Genomic DNA, 24,300 nt, shown 5'->3' with positions numbered 1-24,300 from the left:
CTTTATGGGTCTGTGTTTCTAGGTGGTCAGCGCAGCAAAGGTGACGAGGGCGGCCAATTCGCACAGCAGTTGCGTCGCGCCAAGGATGTCGCCCGTTTGTCCGCCGATCTTGGCCTTTGCCACAGCACCGACAATCGTGCCCGTCGCGACACAGGAGGAGGCGGCCAGAACTGTCGGCACAAATCCGACCACTATCCATGACAGCACCAAAGCAATGATCGCGGCGAGAACAGCCGCACGGCGCGGTGGGCGCCCTGTTTGCACCGATAGCCCGTCGGTGCGGGCATGGGGCAGGAGTGTCATGGTAAAGGGAATCACCGCCCGTGACAGCATTGCCGCGGCGAGCAGGGCGGAAACGATCACGCCCGCATGGGCCACGGTCGATAAGGCGGAGAATCGGATCAGCATTGCGAGGATCAGAGCCAAGACGCCATAGGTGCCGATACGGCTGTCGTGCATGATCTCAAGGCGGCGTTCTTTTTCCCATCCGCCCCACAATCCGTCCGCGCTATCGGCCAACCCGTCCTCGTGCATCGCGCCTGTAACGATCACGCCTGTAGCGATAGCAAAGGCGGCGGTGAGGGACGCGCCAAGGGATAGCCAGATCGCGATTGTAGCCACGGCCCCTGCGATAACTGCGACGGCGAGCCCTGCGAGCGGGAAGGCCCAGACGGCCTGTGCTGTACGGTTGAATTTGGCCCTCACAGGCAGCCGCGTCAGCAGCGCCAGCGTGGTAGCGATATCATGCCCATGCGGGCGAAATGCGGCGGGTTTTTCCTGTTCAGTCATGGTGACTAGAGTTAGACAAGCAGCCAAAGAATGACAATGAGGGAGCATATCACGTGTCTTTTTCCACCCTATCCGAATTTGCAACACTTCTGGCTCAAGCCCCACAGCCCGATATGGCCGCGCGCGAGGGCGCCGAGGCGCGCAATGCGCAATTGACCAAGCCTGCGGGCTCTTTGGGGCGGCTTGAGGAGATTGCCATTTGGTATGCGGCATGGCGCGGTGATGCGCGGCCAAAACTGGCGGCCCCGCAGGTGATTGTGTTTGCGGGCAACCACGGGATCACCGCCAAAGGCGTGTCGGCCTTTCCGCCCGAAGTGACCGTACAAATGGTTGCCAATTTCGAACATGGCGGAGCGGCGATCAACCAGTTGTCGCGCAACGCGGGTGCGGCGATGTCTGTCCATGCGATTGATCTGGACCGCCCGACAGCAGATTTCACAGAGACAGCGGCAATGGATGAAGTCGATTGCGTTGCTGCCCTTAAAACGGGATGGGATGCAGTCGATCCGCAGGCCGATCTGCTGGTCGTGGGCGAGATGGGGATCGGCAACACCACATCAGCTGCGGCGATCGGCAACGCTCTCTTTGGCGGCGCGGCTGCGGATTGGGTCGGACGTGGCACGGGAGTGACCGACGCAGGCCTTCAGATCAAAGAGGACGTTGTGCGGGCGGGTGTTGCGCTCCACGCGGGCAAGGATGCGCTCGGCATTCTGGCCGCGCTCGGCGGACGCGAAGTGGCGGCGATGGCGGGGGCGATTGCGCGAGCACGGTCTTTGCGTATTCCGGTGATTCTCGACGGGTTCATTTGCTCGGCGGCTGCGGCCACGTTGGAGAAAACCCAAGCGGGGGCCTTGGATCACTGCATCGCGGGACATCAATCTGATGAGGCTGCGCACGCACGGTTGTTAGAGGCTCTTGGAAAAGAGCCGCTCGTCTCGCTTGGTCTGCGCTTGGGCGAGGGATCGGGCGCGGCGCTTGTCATTCCGCTCGTGCGGGCGGCGGTTGAATGCCTGTCAGGCATGGCGACTTTTGCCGAGGCCGGCGTCGCGGCAGGCGCTACAGAGGGCTAAGCCCTCCCAACATTTATGAGACGATAAAGCGGGGCGGCCTATTCGGCCGCCTCGTCGTTTTTATGGCGTGTTTCGAGTTGCGCCATGAGACTTGCTTCAAGCGCTTTGTCGAGGGTGCGTGAACGCTCCACATAGGCGAGGTTTTCCGTCAGTGGCACGTTGGGGTCCCAAAGCTCGGCCAGATCGCGCAACGCCTCGCGGTCGTGTTGGAAATAGGCTTGCTCGGTCATTGCGGCGTCGTACTCGCTAAAGCCCATTTCCTCCAAGACATAGCGCCCTGCACGCAGCGAACTGTCGAACATTTCACGCACAATTTTGTCCGCCCCTGCATTGAACAGTTCATAGACATGAATGCGGTCGCGGGCGCGCACGATGATGAAAATGTCGGGGTTGTGTTGGCGGGCATAGGTCACAAGGCGCGTGGCGGCGGCGGGATCATCAAGCCCGACAACCAGAACCTTCGCATCATCAATTCCTGCGGCATGAAGCAATTCGGGACGGGTGGGGTCTCCAAAGAACCCCTTGTAGCCAAATTTGCGCATCACCTGAATGGTCTTGAGATCGTTGTCGAGGACCACGGTTTTAAAGCCTGAGGCCTGCACCAACCGGTTGACTACTTGGCCAAAGCGCCCGATGCCCGCAATGATGATGGCTTGTTGATCGTCGATTTCGTCGGTGGTCTCCGCGCCCTCGCCACGTTCCGTGAGTTTGCGGCGCAGGTAATCGTGCAAGATAAAGAACAGCGGTGTGAACACGAGCGAGAGGGCGATAACCAACATGACACGTTGGCCGAGCCAGATCGACAGCACGCCTTGCTGCAAGCTGAATGTGGTGAGCACCATGCCAAACTCACCCGCCTGAGCGAGCGAGAGCGCGAACAGCCATTGCCCGCGTTTGCGTAGCGAAAACAGGCGTCCGATGCCGTAGAGAAGTAGCCCCTTGGTGATCATCAGGATGATGGTCAGGCCGACGATTAGAACGGGATCGCGGAACAGGACGGTAAAGTTGATACCTGCGCCCACGGCGATAAAAAACAGCCCGAGGAGCAATCCTTTGAATGGCTCTATGGAGCTTTCCAACTCATGGCGAAATTCGGAGTTGGCCAGAACCACGCCCGCAAGGAAGGTGCCAAGAGCAGGCGACAGGCCAACGGCATTCATCAACAGTGCGATCCCCAAAACCATCAGCAGCGCGATAGCCGTATAGATTTCGCGCATGTTGGCGGCATGGACAAAGCGGAATACGGGTCGGGTCAAAAAGACACCGACAAGAACGATGGCAGCCACAGCGCCCAAGGTGGCAAGGGTCACGCCCCATGCGGGCAGACCCTCGATCAGGGAGAGATTTTCGGCGTGACCAAGAGCGTCAGAGGCCCGCGCGATTGATCCATCAGGATTGAGCGAAACGCCTGATCCGACGGCCAGAAGCGGCAAGGCGGCGAGCATCGGGATTACCGCGATGTCCTGCGTCAGAAGAACGGAAAAGGCTGAGCGCCCGCCACTTGTGCGCATCAGGTCTTTCTCTGACAGGGTTTGCAGAACCACAGCAGTTGAGGACAGCGACATGATCATGCCGAGGGCCAAGGCCGTTTGCCACGGCTGCCCGAACCATATCGCGGCCCATGTGATAACGGCTGTTGTCAGCGCAATCTGCAAGCCGCCCATACCGATCAATTTATGCCGCATGTCCCACAAGGCACGGGGGGCCAGTTCGAGACCGATCAGGAATAACATCATCACAACGCCAAACTCGGCGACATGCATGAGGTCTTCGCTTTCAGAATGGCCGACAAGCCCAAAGACCGGCCCAATCACAATACCCGCGATCAGATACCCAAGAACGGACCCAAGCCCAAGCCTTCGCGCTATCGGAACGGCAATGACGATGGCAGCGAGGTAGATTGTGGCCTGAACCAGAAAGCCGTTCATTCGGGATGGGTCTCCGTAGTGATATGTGTGTTGGTCGGGGCGTATCGTGTCGTGTCAGGACTGACAGGACCACGAGCGGTGCTCCGAGACGGTATGTTATGGTAGATTGCGTAAACAACAAGTGTCATGCAAAGAAGTCAGACGGTTCAACGGGCGTTTTTAGCCGCCCACCTTGAGGGTCGTCGTGCGTCCGTTCTTGACGTAAGTGAGCGTGTCGGAGCCGATGGATTTTATCTGTCCGCCACTGACTTTATCGCCGACCTTGACCTTGGCAAACCGTCCTGATGGCAGACGCAACAGAGCGCGGCGATCTGATGAAGACCCGTAGACCCCCATGAGGTTGAGCTTGCGCAGGTTGATTTGATTTTTGACTGTCGCGGCATTGGCCACGGTGATCGGCGCGTTGCGCGGCACCGTGGTGGCGGGCACTTTTGCGGTTACGCGCGTGGCGCTGGAATTGGTGGTGGTGTTCTTCTCGGCGGCCAGAGCGGCGGCCGCTTCGGCTGCGCGGGCGGCAGCGGCGAGCTTTTCGAAATTCGCAGGGCGGGCGCGGGGGACCAGCGAAGTGGCCACACGCGGTGCCGTTGCAGCTGGTGCAGGTGCGCCAAGAGCCTCGGCATTCTCCTGCGCCTCTTGTTGAGGCGAGGCGGGGCGCGGTTCAGGGCGGAACGCGGCCAGTTGCGCACGGGTAATGCCGCCGAGATTGGCCCGCTCGTTATTCTCGATCAGCTTTTCCGGGCGCGGTTGTGGCACAAAGGCCTTGAGCGCCAGCTGGGCAGGGGAGTTCTCATCGACCACGGCCGGAGGCGTCGCGGCGCGTGTGGGGCGGGGTGCGGTGACAACAGAGGGGCGTCCGGCAAAGACCAACACGCCTTCTGGGCTGAGTGCGCCCTCGGGGGTTGCCCGCACAAGGCCGCGCTCGTCGAGGTCAAAGGTGGTGCCCAAAGGCACAGGCGGCAGCATAGGTCGCGGCAGGTCTTCGGCGGTATGGGCGCGCACATCAGGCAACGCCACGGCGTCTTGGGACTGGATACGGGGGTCGATGGACGCGATGTAGAGATCGTCGATCTGATCGGTATCCTTGGCCGTTCCCTCCTGTGGGGCAGCGACCCAAACGCCTGTCGTGGCGTAGTGGTCCTGAACCTCTTTGAGGCTCAGACGGGGCGCATCCACTGCGAGACTTTCGGGCAAGGCGCTCTGTGCAAGTTCGGGCACCGCAGCATCCGCGATGTCGCTCTCGATTTCATCGGCTAAATCGACGTCTTGGTCGGTGGATGTCGACGCGGCGGAGCTGTCGAGGGTTTCCTCCGCGACGATCGTAGTCGGAGTGTCGATCTGTGGCTGCGTTTGAGATGTGGCCTCCTCAAGCGCGCCGGTTTGCACCTCGCCTGTCTCATCGGGGAGAAAGCTCGCCCAGATGTAGACAACGCCGAGAAGGGCAAGCAACAGCAGGGTGAGGATCAATCCCATAAAGCGCGGCTTGCCTCGTTTGGCATTGTCGCGCCGCCGTGCACCAAACACGGTGAGCGCCTCTTCATCGGTTGTGGCCCCTTGGACGGGAAGCAGCGGTGCGGCCGCAGGGGGCGTGACCGTTATCTCGCTCTCGGTCGCCTCAACGGGCGTTGGTGCGATGGTTTCGGTGGGCGCGGCCGTTAGAGGGGGCGCGTTTTTCTCATCCTTTAGGCGGGCTTTTTCGAGAGCCTTGTCCTTGCGCGCGTCTCGTGCAGATTTCCGGCGGCTGCGCAGGGCGGCGAAGGCTGCACCTGCCCCTGTCGCGGCGGAGGCGGCTGCGGCGCGTGCACCACGGGTCACGCCCGATGCGAGGCCCGCCGTGCGCGATGGACCTGTCTGTGTCTCGCGTTCCTCTACCGTATCAATCTGCACAACATCAGATATATCCGCGATGGACGGCTCGTCCGTGGCCAAAGCGCCGTTTGGCACGGACGTCACCGTTGAAGATGGCGTTTTCGAGGGCGCAACAGGCGGAACCGCGCCATTGGGGACTGCGGGTTTGGCCGTCGCCGTTTTGGAGGTCTCGGTCGAGGCGGATGTTTGCGCCTCTTGTTGGCTGCGCAGTTTGTCCGAAGCCACCGATAGGGTCGGGGTGGGGCCGTTTGGAACGGGTGGGGCTGCGCTCACCTTTGTCACGCCACGCGATGGGACGGGCATGGGTTTGGGCTCGGGCAGAGGGCCGCTTCGGTCGACCTTCGGCGCGGGTTTGGGCTTTGCTTGTAACGGCTCTGTGAGGTCGAGCTTCGGCAATGTCGGGTCGGTCACAGCGACATGGGTTTGCTCCTGCTCGGGGCGCAACCCTTTGGCGGTCCCTTCATGTGGGGCTGTCTGGTCCGCATCGGTTTTGGATGACTTCGAGAGAGGAGCAAACAAGCGGGAGGCCTGTTCGCGAATGCGGTCCTGAGTATTGTCCTTGTCGCCGCTATCTTCTGTTGATGCGGGGCGATGCGTGCGGAAGGCGGACAGCGGCGGCGCGGTGTCGTCGCTATCGGACGCCTTGGCCTCATCTGTCGGCTTGGGGGCAGCGACGTCTGCGGTGGGTTGTTCAGCCTCGCTGTCCGCCGTGTCATCGCCTGTCGCCGTTTCAGACTCGCTCTTCGGAGCCGCGTCATCGGTTATATCCGTGGCGCTTTTGTCGTCGGTTACTGCTTCGGGTGCTGGGTCTTCGGAAACAGGAGCCTCGGCGGGCTTCGGCTCAGACGCTTCTTTTGCCTCGGGCTCTGGCGCGGCATCTTCGGGCGGTGTCGGCTCCGTTTTGGCCGCGTCACTTTCTGCATCCGGCACCGTGGGCGATGCGTCTGGTGTCGGGTCAGCTTGCTGCGCAGGCGTGTCAGGCTTGGGCGCAGTCGGCGGTGGGGCGGAGCGAATGACGATTGCGTCGAGATCCGGCTCTATATCGACCGTCGCGCCGATCAACTCGTCCGCGCTGGTTGCTCGTCCGAAAAATGGCTCCCCTTGGAACGCCGATGTCTCGGGGATCGCGACAAAAGAAATCGGATTGAATCTGTATTCGGTGGCAAAGGCCTCTGCCTCGGCCAGTGTATCACGGGCGACCACGGCGATTTGGAGTGTGCCCTGCACGAGACGCCAGTCCCACACCAATTCGTCGAGCGCATAGGGGGTGGCACCGTCAAGGGACGTCCGGATGGCACGAATGCGGTCGGCGTCCTTGGTTGCCCCGTTTGGAACCACAGGATCGGGGATCGCGCGGTAGAGGATTTGAGAGTTGGGGATCACCAGTTTTGTGGTCAATCCCGTCGGCGAGATGGCGGTGGCAAGGGCGCGCAAACGGTCTAGAGCGCCGCCCATATCGGGATCGTCAAGCGCGACCTCACCCATCGTGTACCACCCGTTGGGACCGCGATGGAGCAGCACAATGCCGTCATGGCTCAAGTTGAGAGCAAAATTCGGTTTCATTTCGGTGCTTTGCCGCCGTTCCTTAAGGTCGTAAATCGTCTTGACCAGATAAATCTAGCCTGTCTTTACCCCAATGCAAAGGCCAAGACGATCACGCATAGCGCGACCGCAGGACTTCGCTCATAGGGGGGCTCTTACCGCATCCAAAGATTTGCCTTCTTGATCTGGTTGCGGATTTTTTGCTCCTTGCGCGGAAGGTCGTTGCGGTCGAACATGGCGCGCACTTTGGCGCCCTTGTTTTGGAACACCATCCGCTTCATTGGCTCGTAGTCTTTGAGTACTTTTTTGATCCAGTTCGGCGCGGCTGCGGCCTTTAGCACGTCGACCACATGATCGCTCTCACGCGCGAACAGCAGCGGGAAGGTGCGATAATGGCAGGAGACCGCGCCGTCGAGCGTATCGGCAGGCAGCGTATTGCGCCCGCCGCCAAAGGAATGGATGACAAGCGGAAGCGCCACTTGGTCGAGCCACGGATCGAACACCTGTAACTCGCAGGCCCGTGGAGCGTTGTCGCGGATTTCCAACGCGTAGTCGAGAAACCGTTGACCAAAGGCGCGTGGGCATTTGTAGAAAAAGAACCCCGCGTTGAAATAGAGGTAGCGACGCCAGTATTCATCGGGTTGGCTCAGATCGAGAGAGCTTTCAAAATCCAATCCGAACTTGTCATAGAGCGATTTCCAGATTTCACTGTAGCCGGGGCCGTATATCTCAAGCTTTGGCCACGTAGCCTCCACCTTGAGCGAGGCGGTGGGGCGGTCAAAGTCGAACGGCACTTCGGACAGTTTGCCCGTGATCAAGGTGTCGGTATCAAAGAACACAAACGGCTCGCCCTCAGGTAGGGCAAGCAGCGCTTCGATCTTGTTGCCATAGGGATAGGACTGGCCGAAATGCTTGCTTTCGAACGGCAGGATCTCGACGCCAAGCCGTTTGAACGCTTGGAGCAATTCGGGCTGACGCATCCGTGGGTCGTTGTGCCAAAGGGCGTTGGGCTGTGGCTCGGCCACGAAAATGCGGCCTTTGAAATCAGGGTCATTTTGGCGCAGGGAGGAGGCGAATAGGAGTGCCTCATACATCAGGCGTCCGTTTTGTCCGATCACGACAACATTGAACGAATTCTTGTTTTCTGGCTTACTCGACATACGGACCACTGCGCGGCTCTTGGAAACATTTGATTTTTTTACAAGGTAACGAATGAGAGCGGCTGCGTCGACAGATCATTTCATCACAAATGCAAAGATGGAGACCACTATGAGCAAAATTAAATTTACAGGTGCAGCCCTTCTTCTGGCCGTGCCTATGGCGCTGCCGTTTGCGTCCCCTGTTGCAGCGGAAAATTTCACGACCGCAGCCGAGGTGCGCCCCATTTTAGAGGTCACAAAGCCGCAATGGATTGCGGTGCGCAATTATGAGGGCAAGGATTTGCTCTACTTCACCAACCTTTTGGCATGGCGCTGCGGTGTGTCGCAGATTTTTTACACGGTGAATGGCGGGGCCGAGGCGGAGTTCATGCCCGAGCCGTGCTACGAGGATGAGTCCACACCAAACGCTCTTAAGGGCGATACGCTCGAAAGCCTGCTGGTTGCCTTTGAGCCCAATTCGATCGAGACGGTTGATGTGCGGGTCATTTACGACGATGGCGTGGAAGACAGCGTGCATTATGAACGGGCGGCTGTTCAAATCCAGTAACCGCGCCATTGCGCAAGCACAAAGGGGAGATTGCCGTCATTTCTGTCTGTGAAGTCCACCAACTTTCCCTAGAGGGAAAAATGGTGGGCGACCCTGGAATCGAACCAGGCGTGGGTCTCCCCGGCGGAGTTACAGTCCGCTGCCGCACCTTGCAGCCCGTCGCCCACTCGGATGTTTCAATCCGTTGGTGGGCGGGGGATACCGTTCTGCGTTTGGGGCGTCAACAGGAAAATGGCTTGTGCTTGGACATTGTGCGCGGCATGGAAGGGCAGGACGCCCAAGTCGGGGCAAAAAGCGAAAGATGAGATATGAAAAAGCCAAAGTGGGTCGTTGAAAAGGAACAGGGCAAGCGTAGGGCCGCCAATGAAACGGTGTGGCTGTTTGGCTTGCATGCGGTGCGTGATGCGCTGCGCAATCCTGCCCGCGAGAAACTGCGGCTTGTGCTGACGCTCAACGCCTTCAACAAGCTCGAAGAGGACGTGGCCTTTGCGGGAATCGAGCCCGAAATGACCGATCCGCGCAAGTTCAACGTGCCGATTGATCCGCAGTCCGTCCACCAAGGGGCCGCTTTAGAGGTCAAACCGCTCAAATGGGGCTCACTGACCGAGGTGTGCCTTGCCGCGGGCGAGGGCGCGCCAACCGTGGTTCTGCTCGACCGTGTGACTGATCCGCATAATGTTGGCGCCGTGCTGCGCTCGGCCGAAGTGTTCGGCGCCGAAGCGGTGATCGCCACCGCCCGCAATTCCGCGCCCGAAACGGGGGCCTTGGCCAAGACAGCCTCAGGCGCGTTGGAGCGTCAGCCCTATTTGCGCGTGCGCAACCTGTCGGACACGATTTTACAGCTTCAGGAAATGGGGTTTGTGGTTCTTGGCCTTGATGGCGAGGCGGAGGTCGAATTGGATGACGCTCTTAGCGAAGCCTCTGGCCGTGCCGTGGCGCTTGTCATGGGGGCCGAGGGGCCGGGTTTGCGGGAGAAAACCAAAGAGACCGTGGATAAACTGGTGAAAATCCCGTTTGCCCGTGGCTTTGGCTCGCTCAATGTGTCCAACGCGACGGCCATTGCCCTTTATGCTGCGTCAAAGCGGTAGGGAGAACGTGCGACAGTTCGGACAGGGGTGTCCTGCGGCTTAGAGCCGCATCACGCAAAGCGCATCTGTGATCACGAAAGCGCGATTTGCCCTTTTCTATAGGGAAATGACCCCTACCTCTATTCACGAGACGCGCATTTGGAACCCGCGCGTTGTTCTCACTGTCCCTCGTTCCAACACTTACGCCCGAGCCTCGCGCTCGGGCTTTTTTCTTTTAAAAAACGCGCTATCTTAGAGATATGAGCATACTTCATCAGCCAAGCGATGCACAAATCGCCAAAATCCTCACAGAGACCCGCGTGATCGCGCTTGTCGGCGCATCCGCCAATCCTGCGCGCCCCTCGAACGAGGTGGGGAATTTCCTCGCCGCGCAGGGCTATAAGGTGATTCCCGTCAACCCGGGGCAGGCGGGGAAGATCTTGTTCGGCCAAACATGCGTGGCCTCGCTTGCCGAGATAGATGAGCCTGTGGACATGGTGGACATCTTCCGTCGTTCCGAAGCGGTGTTGGAGGTGGTCGAAGAGGCGCTGTTGCGGCTCAAAGGGCTGAAAACCGTCTGGATGCAGCTCGGCGTCATCAATGCCAGTGCGGCCGCCTTGGCTACGGCTCAAGGGGCAGATGTGGTGATGGACCGTTGCCCGAAAATCGAGATTGCTCGCCTTGGCCTCGCTCCCGTTGGCGAGAGCGGCTTGTCGTAGACGTGAGACGAGCACCAGCCCAACCGTAATGTGCCGAGCGCGTGTGGACTACGCTCCCCGTTTGGCCGCACCCTCAAGTTACTTAGTGTGCCGTTGACTGAACGTCATCACGTGTGTCGAACCTCAATGGCGGCCCTGCGCGATGTGCGGCGTGTATCGGCCAGACGTCGCAGAAAGGCCAAGACAAAGACGCCCGTCATGATCAACACAATCGTCGCGGCAGGGGCGCTGTCGATGAAAAAGCTGACATAGCTGCCGATGAGCATGGAGGCGGTGCAGACAAGGACCGAGACTATCAACATCTGGTGGAAACTGCGCACCATCAGAAAGGCGATGGCCCCCGGTGTCACAAGCAGGGCGACGGCGAGGATCAGGCCAACCGACGAGAGCGTCGAGACGATTGTCAGCGACAGCGCACAGAGCAAGCCGTAGTGCAGCACACGTGTCCGCAGTCCCGAGGCCTGTGCCTGTGCAGGATCGAAAGCGTGCAGCAGCAGGTCTTTCCATTTCAGGATCAACACGGCGCAAACCACCAGTCCGATCAAGCCAGAAGTCCACAGGTCGCTCGTCCCGACGCCGAGCATATTGCCGAACAGGACGTGATCCAGATGCTCGTTGGTGGTGATCGAAGTGTACATGATGATGCCCACACCGAACATGCCGGAGAAAACGACGCCCATGACGGTATCTTGTTTGACCCGACTGTTGTGCGACAGATAGCCTGTGGCGAGGGCGCAGAGCATTCCTGCGGCGAAGGCCCCGACAATCAACGGCAGACCGAGTATCCACGCCAATACAATTCCGGGCAAAGTCGCATGGCTGACCGCATCGCCCATCAGCGCCCATCCCTTGAGAACCAAGAAACAGGACAGCAGCGCGGTCGGGGGCGCGACCAGGATGCAAATCCAGAAGGCGTTTTGCATGAAGGTGAAAGAGAACGGTTGGAGGAGCGTGTCGATCATGGGCGGGCCTCCTGTCGGGCATCGGTCGGGCCGCGCTCAAGTGCCTGTGCCGCTTTGCGTCGGGCGGCAAGCATGCCGTGCTTGGGCGCAAAGACAAACGCAATGAGAAATATGAGCGTTTGGAGCGCGACGATCACGCCACCTGTCGCCCCGTCCAGGAAGTAGCTGGCGTAGGCTCCGAGAAAACTGGTGAGAGTGCCGATGAGGACGGAGACCACAATCAAGCGCGGGAAACGGTCGCACAGCAGATAGGCTGTTGCCCCTGGAGTGACGACCAATGCGATCACCAAGAACGCGCCAACCGTGATCATCGCCGCGACGATGGCTGCCGCGAGCAGGGCGAAATAGACGCCTTTCAACAGGTCGGGGCGCAATCCGATGGTGCGGGCATGGTTCTCGTCAAAGAACACAACCATCAGGTCTTTCCACTTTGCGAGCAGGACAACGGCGGCCACAACGCCGATGATCCCCAGTTGCAATGTGTCCTCTGGCGTGATGGCCAGAATGTTGCCCATGATGATGGTCTGGATGCTGACCGACATGGGAGAGAGGGACACCATGAACAGGCCAAGACCGAAGAAGGAGGTGAAGATGATGCCGATGATCACGTCGATCTTCAGCCCCGAGCGTTCCGATAAAAACAGCATTGACCCTGCGGCCATTCCCCCCGCGATGAAGGCGCCGAGAGCAAAGGGAAAGCCGAAGATATAGGCCGCCGCAACGCCGGGCACGACCGAATGGGACAGCGCATCGCCGACCAGTGACCACCCTTTGAGCATGAGATAACACGACAGGAAGGCACAGACGCCGCCCGTGAGCGACGACACCCACATGGCGTTGAACATGTATTGGTAGGAGAAGGGTTCGAGAAGGATGTCGATCATTTGGCTCCGTCCTTCCTGGCGCCCGTTTTCGGGCTTTTTCGGCGCTCGCCGTATTGCACAAAGGGGCGTTCGTCATCGGTGATAATCCGCACTTCGCGCGTGTCGTCATCGTCGTGCAGATCGCCGCCGCCAAGGGTGAAGTGACGCAACACGCCGCCAAAGGCCTCTTCGAGATTGTCATGGGTGAAGGTGGTCTCGGTGGGGCCGTAGGCCAGAACCGTGCCTTTGACCAACACGGTGCGGTCGCAAAACTCAGGGACGCTGCCGAGGTTGTGGGTCGAGACAAGCATCACCCGTCCTTCGTCGCGCAACTCGCGCAGCAGGCTGATGATTTGTTCTTCGGTTTTGACGTCAACACCGGTGAAGGGCTCGTCGAGCAAAATAACCTGCCCGTCCTGCGCGAGGCTACGGGCGAGAAACACCCGCTTGCGCTGGCCGCCCGACAACTCACCGATCTGACGCTTGCGAAAATCGCTCATGCCGACGCGCGCGAGGGCCGTGTTCACGGCGTCGTGGTCGGCCTTTTTGGCGCGGCGCAAGAACCCCATGTGGCCATACCGCCCCATCATCACCACGTCCTCGACCAGAACGGGAAAGGCCCAGTCGACCTCTTCGGATTGGGGCACATAGGCAACGAGGTTTGCGGCCAAGGCCTCCTTAACCGTCATGCCCAACAGCCTGATTTCCCCACGAGCGGCGGGGACAAAGCCCATGATCGCCTTGAATAGAGTGGATTTGCCCGCACCATTTACCCCGACCAGAGCGGTGATTGTCCCGCGTGGAATTTCAAAACTGGCGTTGTGCAATGCTGTGTGGCCATTGCGGTAGGTCACGGTCACATCGTGGGCCATGATGCCACCCGCAGGACCGTCAGCATCTCTTTCACGTGATGGGGTCGGGGCGTGGTCGAGCATCTGGTGTTCCTCTATATCAATTCTTTGGACGTCTGAACGGCAGTGTCCCGCCGTGATGTATGTGCGCGGCGGGATTGCGACCTTGGGTCAGTTTGCACTCGGGGCCAAGGCATCGGCAATCGTTTGGGCATCGACCCGCAAAAGATCGAGATAGGTCGGCACAGGGCCATCGGCCTCGGTCAGCGAGTCGACATAAAGCACGCCGCCATAGGCCGCGCCCGTTTCCCGTGCGACCTGTTTTGCGGGGGCTTGGTTGACGGTGCTTTCGCAAAATACCGCGGGGATATTGTTTTCGCGCACGGCGTCGATCACGCTGCGCACCTGTTGCGGGGTGCCCGTCTGATCCGCATTGATCGGCCACAGATAGGCTTCGGTCAGGCCGAAATCCTTGGCCAGATAGCTAAACGCCCCTTCGCAGGACACAAGCCAACGCGAGTCTTCGGGCAGGGCCATGATCTGATCGCGCAATGGTCCCACCGTGTCGCGGATGTCCTGTTTGTAGCGCTCGGCATTGGCCGCATAGGTCTCGGCGTGGTCAGGGTCATGTTCGGACAGCGCGTCGCGGATGTTGTCGACGTAGACCATCGCATTGTCGACGCCCATCCACCCGTGCGGGTTGGGCAGGCCTTCGTACTCGCCCTCCGCGATGGAGATGGGCGCAATCCCGTCGGTCAGGATCGCGGAGGGCATATCATCAAGGTTGTCGATAAACTGCTCGAACCAACGTTCGAGGTTCAGACCGTTGTAGAGGATGAGATCGCCCTTACTGGCGCGCACGATGTCCTGTGGCGTGGGCTGATAGCCGTGAATCTCGGCGCCGGGCTTTGTGATCGACACAACTTCGGCGGCGTCGCCCGCAACATTTTGCACCATGTCCTGAAGGATGGTGAAGGTCACAACGACTTTGAAGGGGTCGTCGGCATCGTGAGCGCTGGCCTGAGTGGCCCACATCGTTGTCGAGGCGAGAAGGGCGGTGATCGCGATGGAGGTGACGGAGAGGCGGGGCATGTGTCAGTCCTGCTTGGTTTCGATTTTTCACATGTAGATGAGAATTGTTCGCAACTGTCAACTTAAAATGAGAATTATTCGCAACTAATTCCTAAAATCGCTTTGAGCGTCTGCAAAACAGGCGAGAGAGATCGGGGCGGGGATGTCCCACACGCGCAATCCGTCAACCAATCTCAGGTCGACGGATTTCGCGTGTGGCGAGGGCGGCGAATGCGGAAACGCGGAGCGTGATGGTGATTCTATCCGACCATGATTTTGACGGTGAGCCTGTTCAGGTCGAAATCCTGATTGTGAGCACTGTCTCGCTTGGGACCATGATCCAGTCCGCCTGCGTTGTGATGCAATCTAAGTGCTGCTTGATAAATACGCCGCTTGAGGCTCACATCAAAGAAACCTTGCCGTTTTTACGGCAATTTTTGTGCTGATCGTTGCCCTGATTTTGTTTCCAGAGCGTGGGCTTGGCATAGTTATTGGGGCTTACGTTCCGCGTGAGGCTTTTTCGGCGATCCCCGACACACCTTGGCGGCGGGCGAGTTCGTTCAACACATCGTCAAGTGCCACATCGCGGGCTGCGAGCATGACGAGCAGGTGGTAAAGCACGTCTGCGGCCTCGTAGGTCAGGTTGTCGCGGTCATTCTTGGCGGCGGCGATGATGGCCTCAATCGCCTCTTCGCCAAACTTCTCCGCACATTTCTCCGGTCCCTTGGACAGCAGTTTTGCCGTCCACGAGCTTTCAGGGTCCGCCTCTTTACGGGCGACGATGATGGCCTCTAGGTCTTTGAGAATGTCGGACATGTCAGGTTCCTTTGTCGGGCGATGGGTCTTCAGGTGAGCCGCACCGGAATGCCTTTGGCGGCCATATACTCTTTGGCCTCTTGGATGGTGTAATCCCCGAAGTGGAAGATGGAGGCGGCAAGAACGGCGCTGGCATGGCCTTCGGTGACGCCTTCGACGAGGTGGTCGAGGTTTCCAACGCCGCCCGAGGCGATCACGGGGACGTTCACGGCATCTGCGATGGTGCGGGTCATGGGCAGATTGAACCCCGCCCGCGTGCCGTCGCGGTCCATCGACGTCAGCAGGATTTCCCCTGCGCCTTTGGCTGCGATCATTTTGGCGAACTCTACGGCGTCGATGGGGTGGCCGTCCGCGTCAAGCGCCGCTTTGCGTCCGCCGTGTGTGTAGATGCCCCATTTGATCGGGGTGCCCTCGTCATCCCATGCGATGGTTTTGGCATCAATCGCACAGACGATGCACTGGCTGCCGAATTTGTCTGCCGCCCGCGCGATGCAATCGGGGTCGGCCACTGCTGCCGAATTGAAGGAAACTTTGTCCGCGCCTGCGAGCAGCAGGTTGCGCACGTCCTCGGTGGTGCGCACCCCGCCGCCGATGGTCAGCGGCATGAAGCATTGCTCCGCCGTGCGCGTGGCCAGATCATACATGGTGCCACGGTTCTCGTGGGTCGCCTTAATGTCGAGGAAGCACAACTCGTCCGCCCCCGCCGCGTCATAGGCGCGGGCTTGCTCCACGGGATCGCCCGCGTCGATAAGATCCACGAAATTGACGCCCTTAACGGTGCGGCCCTCGGCCACGTCGAGACAGGGGATGATGCGGGTTTTGAGCATGTCGGCTCCCTCAGATGCGCGTTCCCTTAGGCTTTACTGTGCGCAGGGGGCGGATGCAATGTCGGTGCAGAGGTTCAGCGGCGTCGCTTGCGCCAACGACCGAAAAGAAACATTCCAAGCATGATGGCTGCGAAAAGCCCCGCCATCGGAAGGGTGACGATCAGATACCACCCCGAGATGAAAGCCGAGCCAAGTGTGCCGCCCCAGTCATGACCGTTCACGATACAAGGGTAGCTTCCGGCTTCATCAAGCCGACACCCGTGTCGCGCCGCGAAAAAACTCGACCAAAGAACGGCAGCCAAGGGAGATAGGCAAATCAGGATGCCGAGAGAAAATAGCGCGTAGAAGAGCGTCTTCATGCCTTCAGGACAGCCAACGCCTCACCCAAATCAATCGCGCCATCATAGAGCGCGCGGCCAGAAATGGCTCCGTTGAGCGGCGCGCCGCAGGATTTGAGCGCTTCGAGGTCGGCGATGGAGGACACACCGCCAGAGGCAATCACGGGGATCGACACGGCGTGGGCGAGGGCGGCGGTTTCCTCGACATTGGGGCCTTGCATCGCGCCATCGCGGTTGATGTCGGTGTAGATGATCGCGGCGACACCTGCGTCCTCGAACGAGCGCGCCAGATCGGTGGCGGTGACGTTGGTTTCCTCGGCCCAGCCTTTGGTCGCGACCATGCCCTTGCGTGCATCAATGCCCACGGCCACATGACCGGGGAAGGCGCGGGCGGCTTCGCGCACAAGATCGGGGTTTTCCACCGCAACAGTGCCAAGGATCACGCGCTCAAGACCACGATCAAGCCAGCGTTCAATCGTCGCCATATCGCGGATGCCACCACCCAGTTGAGCAGGCACTTTGCACTGTTTGAGGATTTCCTCGACGGGGGCGGCATTGACCGGCTCGCCCGCAAAGGCGCCGTTCAGATCGACAAGGTGCAGCCACTCGCAGCCTGCTTCGACAAATTCGAGCGCTTGGGCGGCGGGGTTCTCGTTGAACACGGTCGCTTGATCCATTTCGCCCTTAAAGAGCCGCACGGCGTGGCCGTCTTTGAGGTCGATGGCAGGGTAGAGGATCATCGTGAATTTCCTTGTAGATGTGGTTGCCTGTCCTTTGCCACGATTGGCCCGATAATGCAAAGGTCTGTGCAGGTCGAATTGCCCGCACCAATCGGTGTCGGCGCATGATGCGGTTTTGAAATTCCCCAACGTAATTGTTGCAACAAAACGTCACGCTCCCTCACAGTAGGGGCTAGAGATTCAGGGAGGATCATCAATGAAAAAGATTATTGCGACAGCTGTTGTGGCTTTTGGCCTTGCGACACCCGCCTTTGCCGCCGACCTTGTTGAGGGCATTTGGCAGACCCAAGTGGATGATGGCGCGTATGCCTATGTCTCCATCGCGCCGTGCGGGCCAAACTTTTGTGGCACAATTTCACGAACCTTTAACACAGATGGTGAATATAATTCACCGAACAAGGGCAAACAGATTGTGCGGAATATGGCGCCCAAAGGGAACGGCAATTATGAGGGCAAGGTTTGGCGTCCGTCCAACGACAAGATTTACATCGGTAAGATGGAACTGTCTGGCGACCGCATAAAGCTCAAGGGTTGTGTTGCGGGGGGCTTGCTGTGTTCCTCACAGACATGGGCACGGATCAAGTAATTCGTCGCGAAACCGGTTTTGCGTAACGAGTCGGTTTAAAGAGTTGAAAAGGGGCCCTTTGTGGCCCCTTTTCTCGTCAGTGTTCGCAGTTTCTTCCCGTGGCGCCCCTCAGGGCGTCCAACCGAGGAAGTTGGAAATAATGCGCAGGCCTGCCTTCTGGCTCTTTTCGGGGTGGAACTGACAGCCGATCATATTATCGCGCCCGACAATGGCGGTGATGTCGCCTGCGTAATCCACATGGGCGAGGCGTTCGGCGTCATGGGCCACTTTGAAATGGTAGGAGTGGACGAAATAGGCGTGGTCGCCCGTCTCAACGCCGTCCAAAACTGCATGGGGATGGTCGACCACGAGGTTGTTCCATCCCATGTGCGGCACCTTGAGCGTGTCGTCAGAGGGCGTGATTTTCACCACTTCGCCACCGATCCAGTCGAACCCTGAGGTCTCTGTGTATTCGTGGCCCCGTGTCGCCATCATCTGCATCCCGATGCAAATTCCCATAAAGGGCCGCGCCTTGACTGTGACGGCTTCCTCGATAGCCTCGAACAGGCCAGAGCGGTCAAACAGATGCGCTTTGCACGCGGGAAAGGCGCCATCTCCGGGCAATACAATGCGGTCGGCTTTGGCCACCACATCCGCCTCGGAGGTGACGACGATGGTGCCCGAACCGCGCTCATTGGCCATCCTCTCAAACGCCTTATGCGCCGAGTGCAGGTTGCCACTGTCGTAATCTACGAGGGCCGTCAGCATGATGTGCGTCTCCTATTGCTGTAGACGGGACGAGCCGCTTACAGCTTGCCCTTGGTCGAGGGCAGGGCGTCCGCCGTGCGCGGATCGGTCTCTACGGCCATGCGCAGGGCGCGGGCGACGGATTTGAACGCGGCCTCGGCAATGTGGTGGCTGTTGATCCCGTGAATGCGGTCCACATGCAGCGTGATGCCGCCATGCGTCGAGAGTGCTTGGAAAAACTCGCGGACCAACTCGGTGTCAAAGGTGCCGATTTTGGCAGATGGGAAGTCGACGTTCCACACCAGAAACGGACGTGCGGAGAGGTCAAGCGCAGAGGAGATCTGTGTGTCGTCCATCGCCAAGGCGAAGTGGCCGTAGCGGCAGATGCCCTTTTTGTCGCCCAAGGCCTCCACGAGCGCCTGACCAAGGGCAATGCCTGTGTCCTCGACTGTGTGGTGGTCATCAATATGGGTGTCGCCCGTAGCGCGCACTGTCATGTCGATCAGGGAATGGCGCGACAGTTGATCGAGCATGTGGTCGAAAAAACCGACACCTGTTTCATTGTCGTACTGGCCTGTACCGTCGAGGTTGATCTCGACCGTGATTGCCGTTTCTGCGGTCTTGCGGGTGATTGATGCCTTGCGCATGCGGCTAATCCTCTTTGGTTTGGGGCGGTTATAGCCGCGTCGGGGCGCATTTGCCAAGCGGGTGTCGTGTGGGACAGGTCGCTGTGCTCAGGGTTGTGGCGCGCGGGGCACGTGGCTGTATCGCGGGTTTGCGGGCGTGGCGCTGTAGGCGTGGGCGCAAATCGCACTCGTTGGCATGTTTTCGCGCACCACAAGCGCCACGGAAATGCGTTAAGAAAAAATTCATTAAAAAGGAGGAAACCTGAGTTGATCAATCGTAAACGGAAGGTCTCCACATGCGCGTTCTCCTTTTAAATAGCGACCCTGAGACCTCGACGCGCTGGGCTGAGGCGCTTGTGGCGCGGGGGCATGAGACATTTACGGCTTACCTGCCCGAAGACGCGATGGAGATGCTGCGCAATGAGACCTTTGATTTGATGATCTTTGATATTCTGGTCGGAGATGGCAGTGGTTTGGGCGTGGCGCTTTTGGCTGAGTTCCATCAGCCGAATTGTGCGACGATGTTGGTGTCCAATTTCGACCCCGAGTTCCAACAAGAACTATTTTCGCGCCTGTCGAGTCTAAAGGCTGTTTTGGGACGCGGTTCGCCTGTGGAAGATCTCGTGACCTTTGCGGAAAGCTGCGTCGATGACGCTGGGCGTAAACAGGCAATGCCAAATCGGGCATCGCTCCCTGCCTGACGGTAGGGGGGTGGCACAGGTCAATCGGCACGAAATCAACTCACACAGACATATCGCGAGGCCACGAGGGCAAAGAGCGATGGGTGCTCTGATGCGCTGTCTGGTAAGCTCCCAATAAACCGCGAACATCATCCGAAGATGTGTCGCGCTACTGTCAAACTATTGAGAGAAATTGGAGCGGGCGAGGCGATTCGAACGCCCGACCCTAACCTTGGCAAGGTTATGCTCTACCCCTGAGCTACGCCCGCTCGGCGTGTCACCTGTAACGTTGGTGTCTTACGTTTCCCTTGGGGTTCCGATCAGATGACCGGAGGGAAAATTGGAGCGGGCGAGGCGATTCGAACGCCCGACCCTAACCTTGGCAAGGTTATGCTCTACCCCTGAGCTACGCCCGCTTCCTTGGGTGAGGTGGGATTTAGGACGTCACGCCGTTGGCTGCAAGAGGAAAATCGGGCAAATGCAGATTTTTTCTATTTCCCCTTAAAACAATGCGTGTCCAAGCACGGCCAAGGACAAGAATAGCAGCAAAAGATAAGTCATCAGAGCGCCGTAAAATCGCAGCTTGTATCCCGTGGAAAACTTGAGGCCGAAAAAGTTTGCGGCTCTCGTTGCCAAAAGCGCGACCCCCGCCCCATGCAGGACGAAGGCGGGTGCGCCTTGGGCTTCGGATAGGCCAATCAGGATGAGGGTGATCGGGGCATATTCGCTAAAATTACCATGCGCACGGATGCGGGTGTTGAGGTCAGCCTGTCCTCCGTCTCCCATCGAGATTTGATGCGCCTTGCGTCCTAAAGACACGTGTAGCGAGATGTAGGTGTAAAACAGGCCGATCAGGCCCGCATAGAGGGCGGTGATGTGAAACATGTGGTTCTCCTGTGTGCGCTATTGTTGCGCCATCTTTGCGGGGCGCGGAGGGCTTGTCCATCCAATACTGAACGGTTCGGTTTAGTGTTTTGCATCTGACAAAGAAAAGGGCGCCGCGATCTGCGACGCCCTCTTCGGAATTGGATCGGTGTAGATCCTATTCGAACTCGACCAAAAGGTCTTTGGCGTCGATCTGATCGCCAGGCCCGACATGCAGCGCCTTGACGGTGCCATCGGCTTCGGCGGTGATCGAGGTCTCCATTTTCATCGCCTCAATAGTCAAAAGCACATCGCCCGCTTTTACCTCTTGGCCCACGGCAACCGCGATTGTCGCCACAACGCCGGGCATGGGAGCACCAACATGGGTGGCGTTGCCGATCTCGGCTTTGGGTCGCGCGACTTTAGTTGCGGCGACGGAGCGGTCCGCCACGCGGACGGTGCGCGGTTGACCGTTCAGCTCGAAGAAGACTTTAACTTCGCCTTCTTCATTGGGTTCCGACAAGGTCTGGCAACGAATTTCGAGCGTTACACCCTTGTCGATCGAGACGGAAATCTCTTCGCCGGGTTCCATGCCGTAGAAGAAGTTTTGCGTTGGCAGGGCGCGAACAGGACCGTAGGTTTCGTGACGTGCGCGGTAGTCTGTGTAGACTTTCGGGTACATCAGGTAGCCGTTGAGATCCTCGTTGTCGATCTCGTCGCAGTCGAACTTGGCGCAAAGCTCGGCGCGGGTGGCCTCAAGGTCCACAGGGGCGAGGTGCTTACCGGGGCGTTCGATATTGGGTTTCTCGCCTTTCAGCACCTTTTTGACGATAGCTTCGGGGAAGCCGCCCGGAGGTTGGCCGAGGTTGCCGCGCATCATGTCAATAACGCTGTCGGGGAAGGCCACTTCGGTCTTGGGGTCTTCGACGTCCTTGCGGGTCAACCCTTGGCTTACCATCATCAATGCCATGTCTCCGACCACTTTTGAGGAGGGGGTCACTTTGACGATATCGCCGAACACCTGGTTGGCATCGGCATAGGCCTGAGCCACTTCGTGCCAGCGTTCTTCTAGGCCAAGCGAGCGGGCCTGTGCTTTGAGGTTGGTGAACTGACCGCCGGGCATTTCGTGGAGATAGACCTCGGAGGCGGGAGATTCGAGACCCGATTCAAACGCGGAATACTGGTGGCGCACGGCCTCCCAGTAGTTGGACATTTCGCGGATCGCGGCGATATCCAGACCGGTGTTGCGGTTCGAGAAGCGTGTGGCCTCGACGATGGAGCCAAGGCAAGGCTGTGACGTGCCGCCAGAGAAGGCGTCCATGGCTGCATCCACCGCGTCCACGCCCGCGTCTGCGGCGGCGAGGATGGTCGCCCCTGCGATGCCCGACGTGTCGTGTGTGTGGAAGTGGATGGGCAAGCCGACCTCTTCCTTGAGGGCTTTGATCAGCATGGCGGCTTGGGTTGGCTTGAGCAGACCTGCCATGTCTTTGAGGCCAAGGACGTGAGCGCCTGCGGCCTTCAGGTCTTTACCCATCTGGACGTAATACTTCAGGTCATACTTGGGCCGCGTGGGGTCAAGTAGGTCGCCTGTGTAACAAATGGTGCCTTCGCAGACCTTGCCGCTTTCAATCACGGCATCCATCGCCACGCGCATGTTTTCGACCCAGTTGAGACTGTCGAACACGCGGAAGACATCGACACCCGTCTCGGCGGCCTGTGCCACGAAGCTTTGCACCACGTTGTCGGGGTAGTTGGTGTAGCCGACGCCGTTGGAGGCGCGCAGCAACATCTGCGTCATGATGTTGGGCATTTTCTCGCGGATATCGCGCAGGCGCTGCCACGGGCATTCCTGCAAGAAGCGATAGGCCACGTCAAAGGTCGCCCCGCCCCAACATTCAACGGAGAACAGTTGCGACAGGTTGGAGGCATAGGCGGGAGCGGCGTTGATCATGTCGATCGAGCGCATCCGCGTGGCCAGAAGCGACTGGTGGCCGTCACGCATGGTGGTGTCGGTGATCAAAAGCTGTTTCTGAGCGAGCATCCAGTCGGCCACGGCCTGCGGGCCTTTGGCTTCCAAAAGCTGGCGTGTGCCTGCGGGGGGCACGGCGTTGTGGGCCTTGGGTGGAATGGGCTTGCGGGCCTCGGCGGCGGGTTGGCTGCGCCCGATGGTTTCGGGGTGGCCGTTCACGGAGATATCCGCGAGGTAGGTCAGCAGTTTGGTGGCGCGGTCGCGACGCGGTTTGAAGTCAAACAGCTCGGGCGTCTCGTCAATGAACTTGGTGGAGTATTCATTGTTGAGGAAGGTCGGGTGCTTGAGCAGGTTTTCCACAAAGGCGATGTTGGTCGACACGCCACGGATACGGAATTCGCGCAAGGCGCGGTCCATACGGGCAATCGCCGCTTCGGGCGTGCGCGCCCATGCCGTCACCTTGGTCAGCAAACTGTCGTAATAGCGCGTAATCACAGCGCCCGAATAGGCGGTGCCGCCATCAAGGCGGATGCCCATGCCTGTGGCCGAGCGGTAGGTGGTGATACGGCCATAGTCGGGAATGAAGTTGTTGGTGGGGTCTTCGGTGGTCACACGACACTGGATCGCGTGGCCGTCGAGTTTCACATCATATTGCGAGGCAACGCCTGTGGCGGCGGTGAGTGATTTGCCCTCCGCGATCAGGATCTGGGCGCGCACAATGTCGATGCCCGTGACTTCCTCGGTGATGGTGTGTTCCACTTGGACGCGTGGGTTCACTTCGATGAAGTAGAATTTGCCGCTGTCCATATCCATGAGGAACTCGACCGTGCCGGCGCATTCGTAATGCACATGCTCACAGATACGCTTGCCCAAGGCGCACAGTTCTTCGCGTTGGGTTTCTGACAGATAGGGGGCAGGGGCGCGTTCGACCACTTTCTGGTTGCGGCGCTGCACCGAACAGTCGCGCTCGTAGAGGTGGTAGATGTTGCCTTGGCTGTCGCCGAGGATTTGCACCTCGACGTGACGGGCCCGCACGATCATTTTTTCGAGGTAGCCCTCGCCATTGCCAAAGGCGGCTTCGGCTTCGCGACGGCCTTCCTTGACCTTTTCTTCCAACTCTTCGGCGTTGAACACGGGGCGCATCCCGCGTCCGCCACCACCCCAAGAGGCTTTGAGCATCAGGGGAAAGCCGACCTTTTCGGCCTCTTTGCGGATCGCGTCGAAATCATCGCCGAGCACTTCGGTGGCGGGAATGACGGGCACACCCGCTTCCATCGCCACTTTGCGGGCCGAGGCCTTGTCACCAAGCTCGCGCATGGTTTTGGCCTTGGGCCCGATAAAGGTGATGCCTGCATCGGTACAGGCATCCACAAAGTCGGGGTTTTCCGACAGAAGGCCGTAACCGGGGTGGATCGCATCGGCGCCGCAGGCCTTGGCCACACGGATGATTTCCTCGATGGACAGATAGGCCGCAACCGGCCCCATGCCTTCGCCGATCTTGTAGGCCTCATCCGCTTTGAAGCGGTGCAGGGACAGTTTGTCCTCTTCGGCGTAAACTGCCACGGTGCGTTTCCCGAGTTCGTTGGCTGCGCGCATAATGCGAATGGCAATCTCACCGCGGTTGGCGATAAGAACCTTTTTGAAGTCGGGCATGGTGGCAGTCTCCATCGTGCATAAGGTGTTTAATTTACGG

Annotated in this window: 22 protein-coding genes and 3 tRNA genes; 6 read left to right on the top strand and 19 right to left on the bottom strand. The window is 59.2% G+C overall.

The window, feature by feature from the left end:
* Positions 1-18: 18 nt before the first annotated feature.
* Positions 19-789 carry an adenosylcobinamide-GDP ribazoletransferase gene (cobS, locus tag ACN0TS_RS02500; protein ID WP_417257729.1) on the bottom strand — a complete coding sequence of 257 codons (771 nt, stop codon included), beginning with the start codon at positions 787-789 and terminating at the stop codon, positions 19-21.
* Between the two features lie 53 nt (positions 790-842).
* Between cobS and cobT the strand changes: the two genes are divergently transcribed.
* Entirely contained in the window at positions 843-1,859 is a 1,017-nt protein-coding gene (gene cobT / locus ACN0TS_RS02495; RefSeq protein WP_417257728.1) for a nicotinate-nucleotide--dimethylbenzimidazole phosphoribosyltransferase, read from the top strand.
* Positions 1,860-1,897: 38 nt separating this feature from the next.
* On the opposite strand, the gene ACN0TS_RS02490 is transcribed toward cobT, so the two are convergent.
* The 3 genes from ACN0TS_RS02490 to ACN0TS_RS02480 form a co-directional block, all read right to left on the bottom strand.
* The gene (locus ACN0TS_RS02490) at positions 1,898-3,787 is read right to left on the bottom strand and encodes a monovalent cation:proton antiporter-2 (CPA2) family protein (protein ID WP_417257727.1); all 1,890 of its coding nucleotides are present in this window, start codon (positions 3,785-3,787) and stop codon (positions 1,898-1,900) included.
* Positions 3,788-3,946: 159 nt separating this feature from the next.
* On the bottom strand, positions 3,947-7,216 hold the full coding sequence (locus ACN0TS_RS02485; RefSeq protein WP_417257726.1) for a hypothetical protein: 3,270 nt from the start codon (positions 7,214-7,216) through the stop codon (positions 3,947-3,949).
* Positions 7,217-7,350: 134 nt separating this feature from the next.
* Entirely contained in the window at positions 7,351-8,355 is a 1,005-nt protein-coding gene (locus tag ACN0TS_RS02480) for a hypothetical protein (RefSeq protein WP_417257725.1), read from the bottom strand.
* 109 nt (positions 8,356-8,464) lie between these two features.
* Between ACN0TS_RS02480 and ACN0TS_RS02475 the strand changes: the two genes are divergently transcribed.
* Positions 8,465-8,902, top strand: a complete 438-nt coding sequence (locus ACN0TS_RS02475; protein ID WP_417257724.1) for a hypothetical protein — start codon at positions 8,465-8,467, stop codon at positions 8,900-8,902.
* Between the two features lie 81 nt (positions 8,903-8,983).
* On the opposite strand, the gene ACN0TS_RS02470 is transcribed toward ACN0TS_RS02475, so the two are convergent.
* Positions 8,984-9,067, bottom strand: a tRNA-Tyr gene (locus ACN0TS_RS02470).
* 143 nt (positions 9,068-9,210) lie between these two features.
* Between ACN0TS_RS02470 and rlmB the strand changes: the two genes are divergently transcribed.
* Both rlmB and ACN0TS_RS02460 read left to right on the top strand, forming a co-directional pair.
* Positions 9,211-9,990, top strand: a complete 780-nt coding sequence (gene rlmB, locus ACN0TS_RS02465; RefSeq protein ID WP_417257723.1) for a 23S rRNA (guanosine(2251)-2'-O)-methyltransferase RlmB — start codon at positions 9,211-9,213, stop codon at positions 9,988-9,990.
* A gap of 239 nt (positions 9,991-10,229) precedes the next feature.
* A complete protein-coding gene (locus ACN0TS_RS02460) occupies positions 10,230-10,688 on the top strand; it encodes a CoA-binding protein (protein ID WP_417257722.1) in 459 nt (152 codons plus the stop codon).
* 107 nt (positions 10,689-10,795) lie between these two features.
* Here the strand turns inward: ACN0TS_RS02460 and ACN0TS_RS02455 are convergent, their stop codons facing one another.
* From ACN0TS_RS02455 to hisA, 8 genes are all read right to left on the bottom strand, one after another.
* Positions 10,796-11,650, bottom strand: a complete 855-nt coding sequence (locus ACN0TS_RS02455; protein WP_417257721.1) for a metal ABC transporter permease — start codon at positions 11,648-11,650, stop codon at positions 10,796-10,798.
* Complete coding sequence (locus ACN0TS_RS02450) at positions 11,647-12,534, bottom strand: metal ABC transporter permease (RefSeq protein ID WP_417257720.1); 888 nt, start codon at positions 12,532-12,534, stop codon at positions 11,647-11,649. The genes ACN0TS_RS02455 and ACN0TS_RS02450 overlap by 4 nt, the downstream gene beginning before the upstream one ends.
* Positions 12,531-13,448, bottom strand: coding sequence for a manganese/iron ABC transporter ATP-binding protein (locus ACN0TS_RS02445; RefSeq protein ID WP_417257719.1), 918 nt, complete (start codon positions 13,446-13,448; stop codon positions 12,531-12,533). Before ACN0TS_RS02445 ends, ACN0TS_RS02450 begins: the two co-directional genes overlap by 4 nt.
* Before the next feature lie 87 nt (positions 13,449-13,535).
* The gene (locus ACN0TS_RS02440; RefSeq protein WP_417258173.1) at positions 13,536-14,399 is read right to left on the bottom strand and encodes a metal ABC transporter substrate-binding protein; all 864 of its coding nucleotides are present in this window, start codon (positions 14,397-14,399) and stop codon (positions 13,536-13,538) included.
* A gap of 534 nt (positions 14,400-14,933) precedes the next feature.
* Entirely contained in the window at positions 14,934-15,251 is a 318-nt protein-coding gene (locus ACN0TS_RS02435) for a phosphoribosyl-ATP diphosphatase (RefSeq protein WP_417257718.1), read from the bottom strand.
* Between the two features lie 29 nt (positions 15,252-15,280).
* A complete protein-coding gene (gene hisF / locus ACN0TS_RS02430) occupies positions 15,281-16,078 on the bottom strand; it encodes an imidazole glycerol phosphate synthase subunit HisF (protein WP_417257717.1) in 798 nt (265 codons plus the stop codon).
* Between the two features lie 74 nt (positions 16,079-16,152).
* The gene (locus ACN0TS_RS02425) at positions 16,153-16,437 is read right to left on the bottom strand and encodes a hypothetical protein (protein WP_417257716.1); all 285 of its coding nucleotides are present in this window, start codon (positions 16,435-16,437) and stop codon (positions 16,153-16,155) included.
* Positions 16,434-17,156 carry a 1-(5-phosphoribosyl)-5-[(5-phosphoribosylamino)methylideneamino]imidazole-4-carboxamide isomerase gene (gene hisA, locus ACN0TS_RS02420; RefSeq protein ID WP_417257715.1) on the bottom strand — a complete coding sequence of 241 codons (723 nt, stop codon included), beginning with the start codon at positions 17,154-17,156 and terminating at the stop codon, positions 16,434-16,436. Before hisA ends, ACN0TS_RS02425 begins: the two co-directional genes overlap by 4 nt.
* A 196-nt stretch (positions 17,157-17,352) precedes the next feature.
* On the opposite strand from hisA, the gene ACN0TS_RS02415 reads away from it, so the two are divergent.
* Positions 17,353-17,742: a DUF2147 domain-containing protein gene (locus ACN0TS_RS02415; RefSeq protein WP_417257714.1), complete on the top strand. Its 390-nt coding sequence runs from the start codon at positions 17,353-17,355 to the stop codon at positions 17,740-17,742.
* A 108-nt stretch (positions 17,743-17,850) separates the two neighbouring features.
* Here ACN0TS_RS02415 and hisH read toward each other — a convergent pair whose 3' ends face one another.
* Positions 17,851-18,489 carry an imidazole glycerol phosphate synthase subunit HisH gene (gene hisH, locus ACN0TS_RS02410; protein WP_417257713.1) on the bottom strand — a complete coding sequence of 213 codons (639 nt, stop codon included), beginning with the start codon at positions 18,487-18,489 and terminating at the stop codon, positions 17,851-17,853.
* A 38-nt stretch (positions 18,490-18,527) separates the two neighbouring features.
* Positions 18,528-19,115: an imidazoleglycerol-phosphate dehydratase HisB gene (hisB, locus tag ACN0TS_RS02405; RefSeq protein WP_417257712.1), complete on the bottom strand. Its 588-nt coding sequence runs from the start codon at positions 19,113-19,115 to the stop codon at positions 18,528-18,530.
* 275 nt (positions 19,116-19,390) lie between these two features.
* On the opposite strand from hisB, the gene ACN0TS_RS02400 reads away from it, so the two are divergent.
* Entirely contained in the window at positions 19,391-19,795 is a 405-nt protein-coding gene (locus ACN0TS_RS02400; RefSeq protein ID WP_417257711.1) for a hypothetical protein, read from the top strand.
* Positions 19,796-19,968: 173 nt separating this feature from the next.
* Here the strand turns inward: ACN0TS_RS02400 and ACN0TS_RS02395 are convergent.
* From ACN0TS_RS02395 to ACN0TS_RS02380, 4 genes are all read right to left on the bottom strand, one after another.
* Positions 19,969-20,043: transfer RNA gene (locus tag ACN0TS_RS02395), tRNA-Gly, on the bottom strand.
* 72 nt (positions 20,044-20,115) lie between these two features.
* Positions 20,116-20,190: transfer RNA gene (locus ACN0TS_RS02390), tRNA-Gly, on the bottom strand.
* An 85-nt stretch (positions 20,191-20,275) separates the two neighbouring features.
* Positions 20,276-20,659 (bottom strand): MAPEG family protein, encoded by a 384-nt coding sequence (locus ACN0TS_RS02385; protein WP_417257710.1) that lies wholly within the window; start codon positions 20,657-20,659, stop codon positions 20,276-20,278.
* A gap of 157 nt (positions 20,660-20,816) precedes the next feature.
* Positions 20,817-24,260: a pyruvate carboxylase gene (locus ACN0TS_RS02380; RefSeq protein WP_417257709.1), complete on the bottom strand. Its 3,444-nt coding sequence runs from the start codon at positions 24,258-24,260 to the stop codon at positions 20,817-20,819.
* Positions 24,261-24,300: the final 40 nt, after the last annotated feature.

Origin of the sequence: Celeribacter sp., assembly GCF_048266405.1 — a bacterium.
Classification (GTDB): Bacteria; Pseudomonadota; Alphaproteobacteria; order Rhodobacterales; family Rhodobacteraceae; genus Celeribacter.
This window is presented reverse-complemented; position numbering and strand designations above follow the sequence as displayed.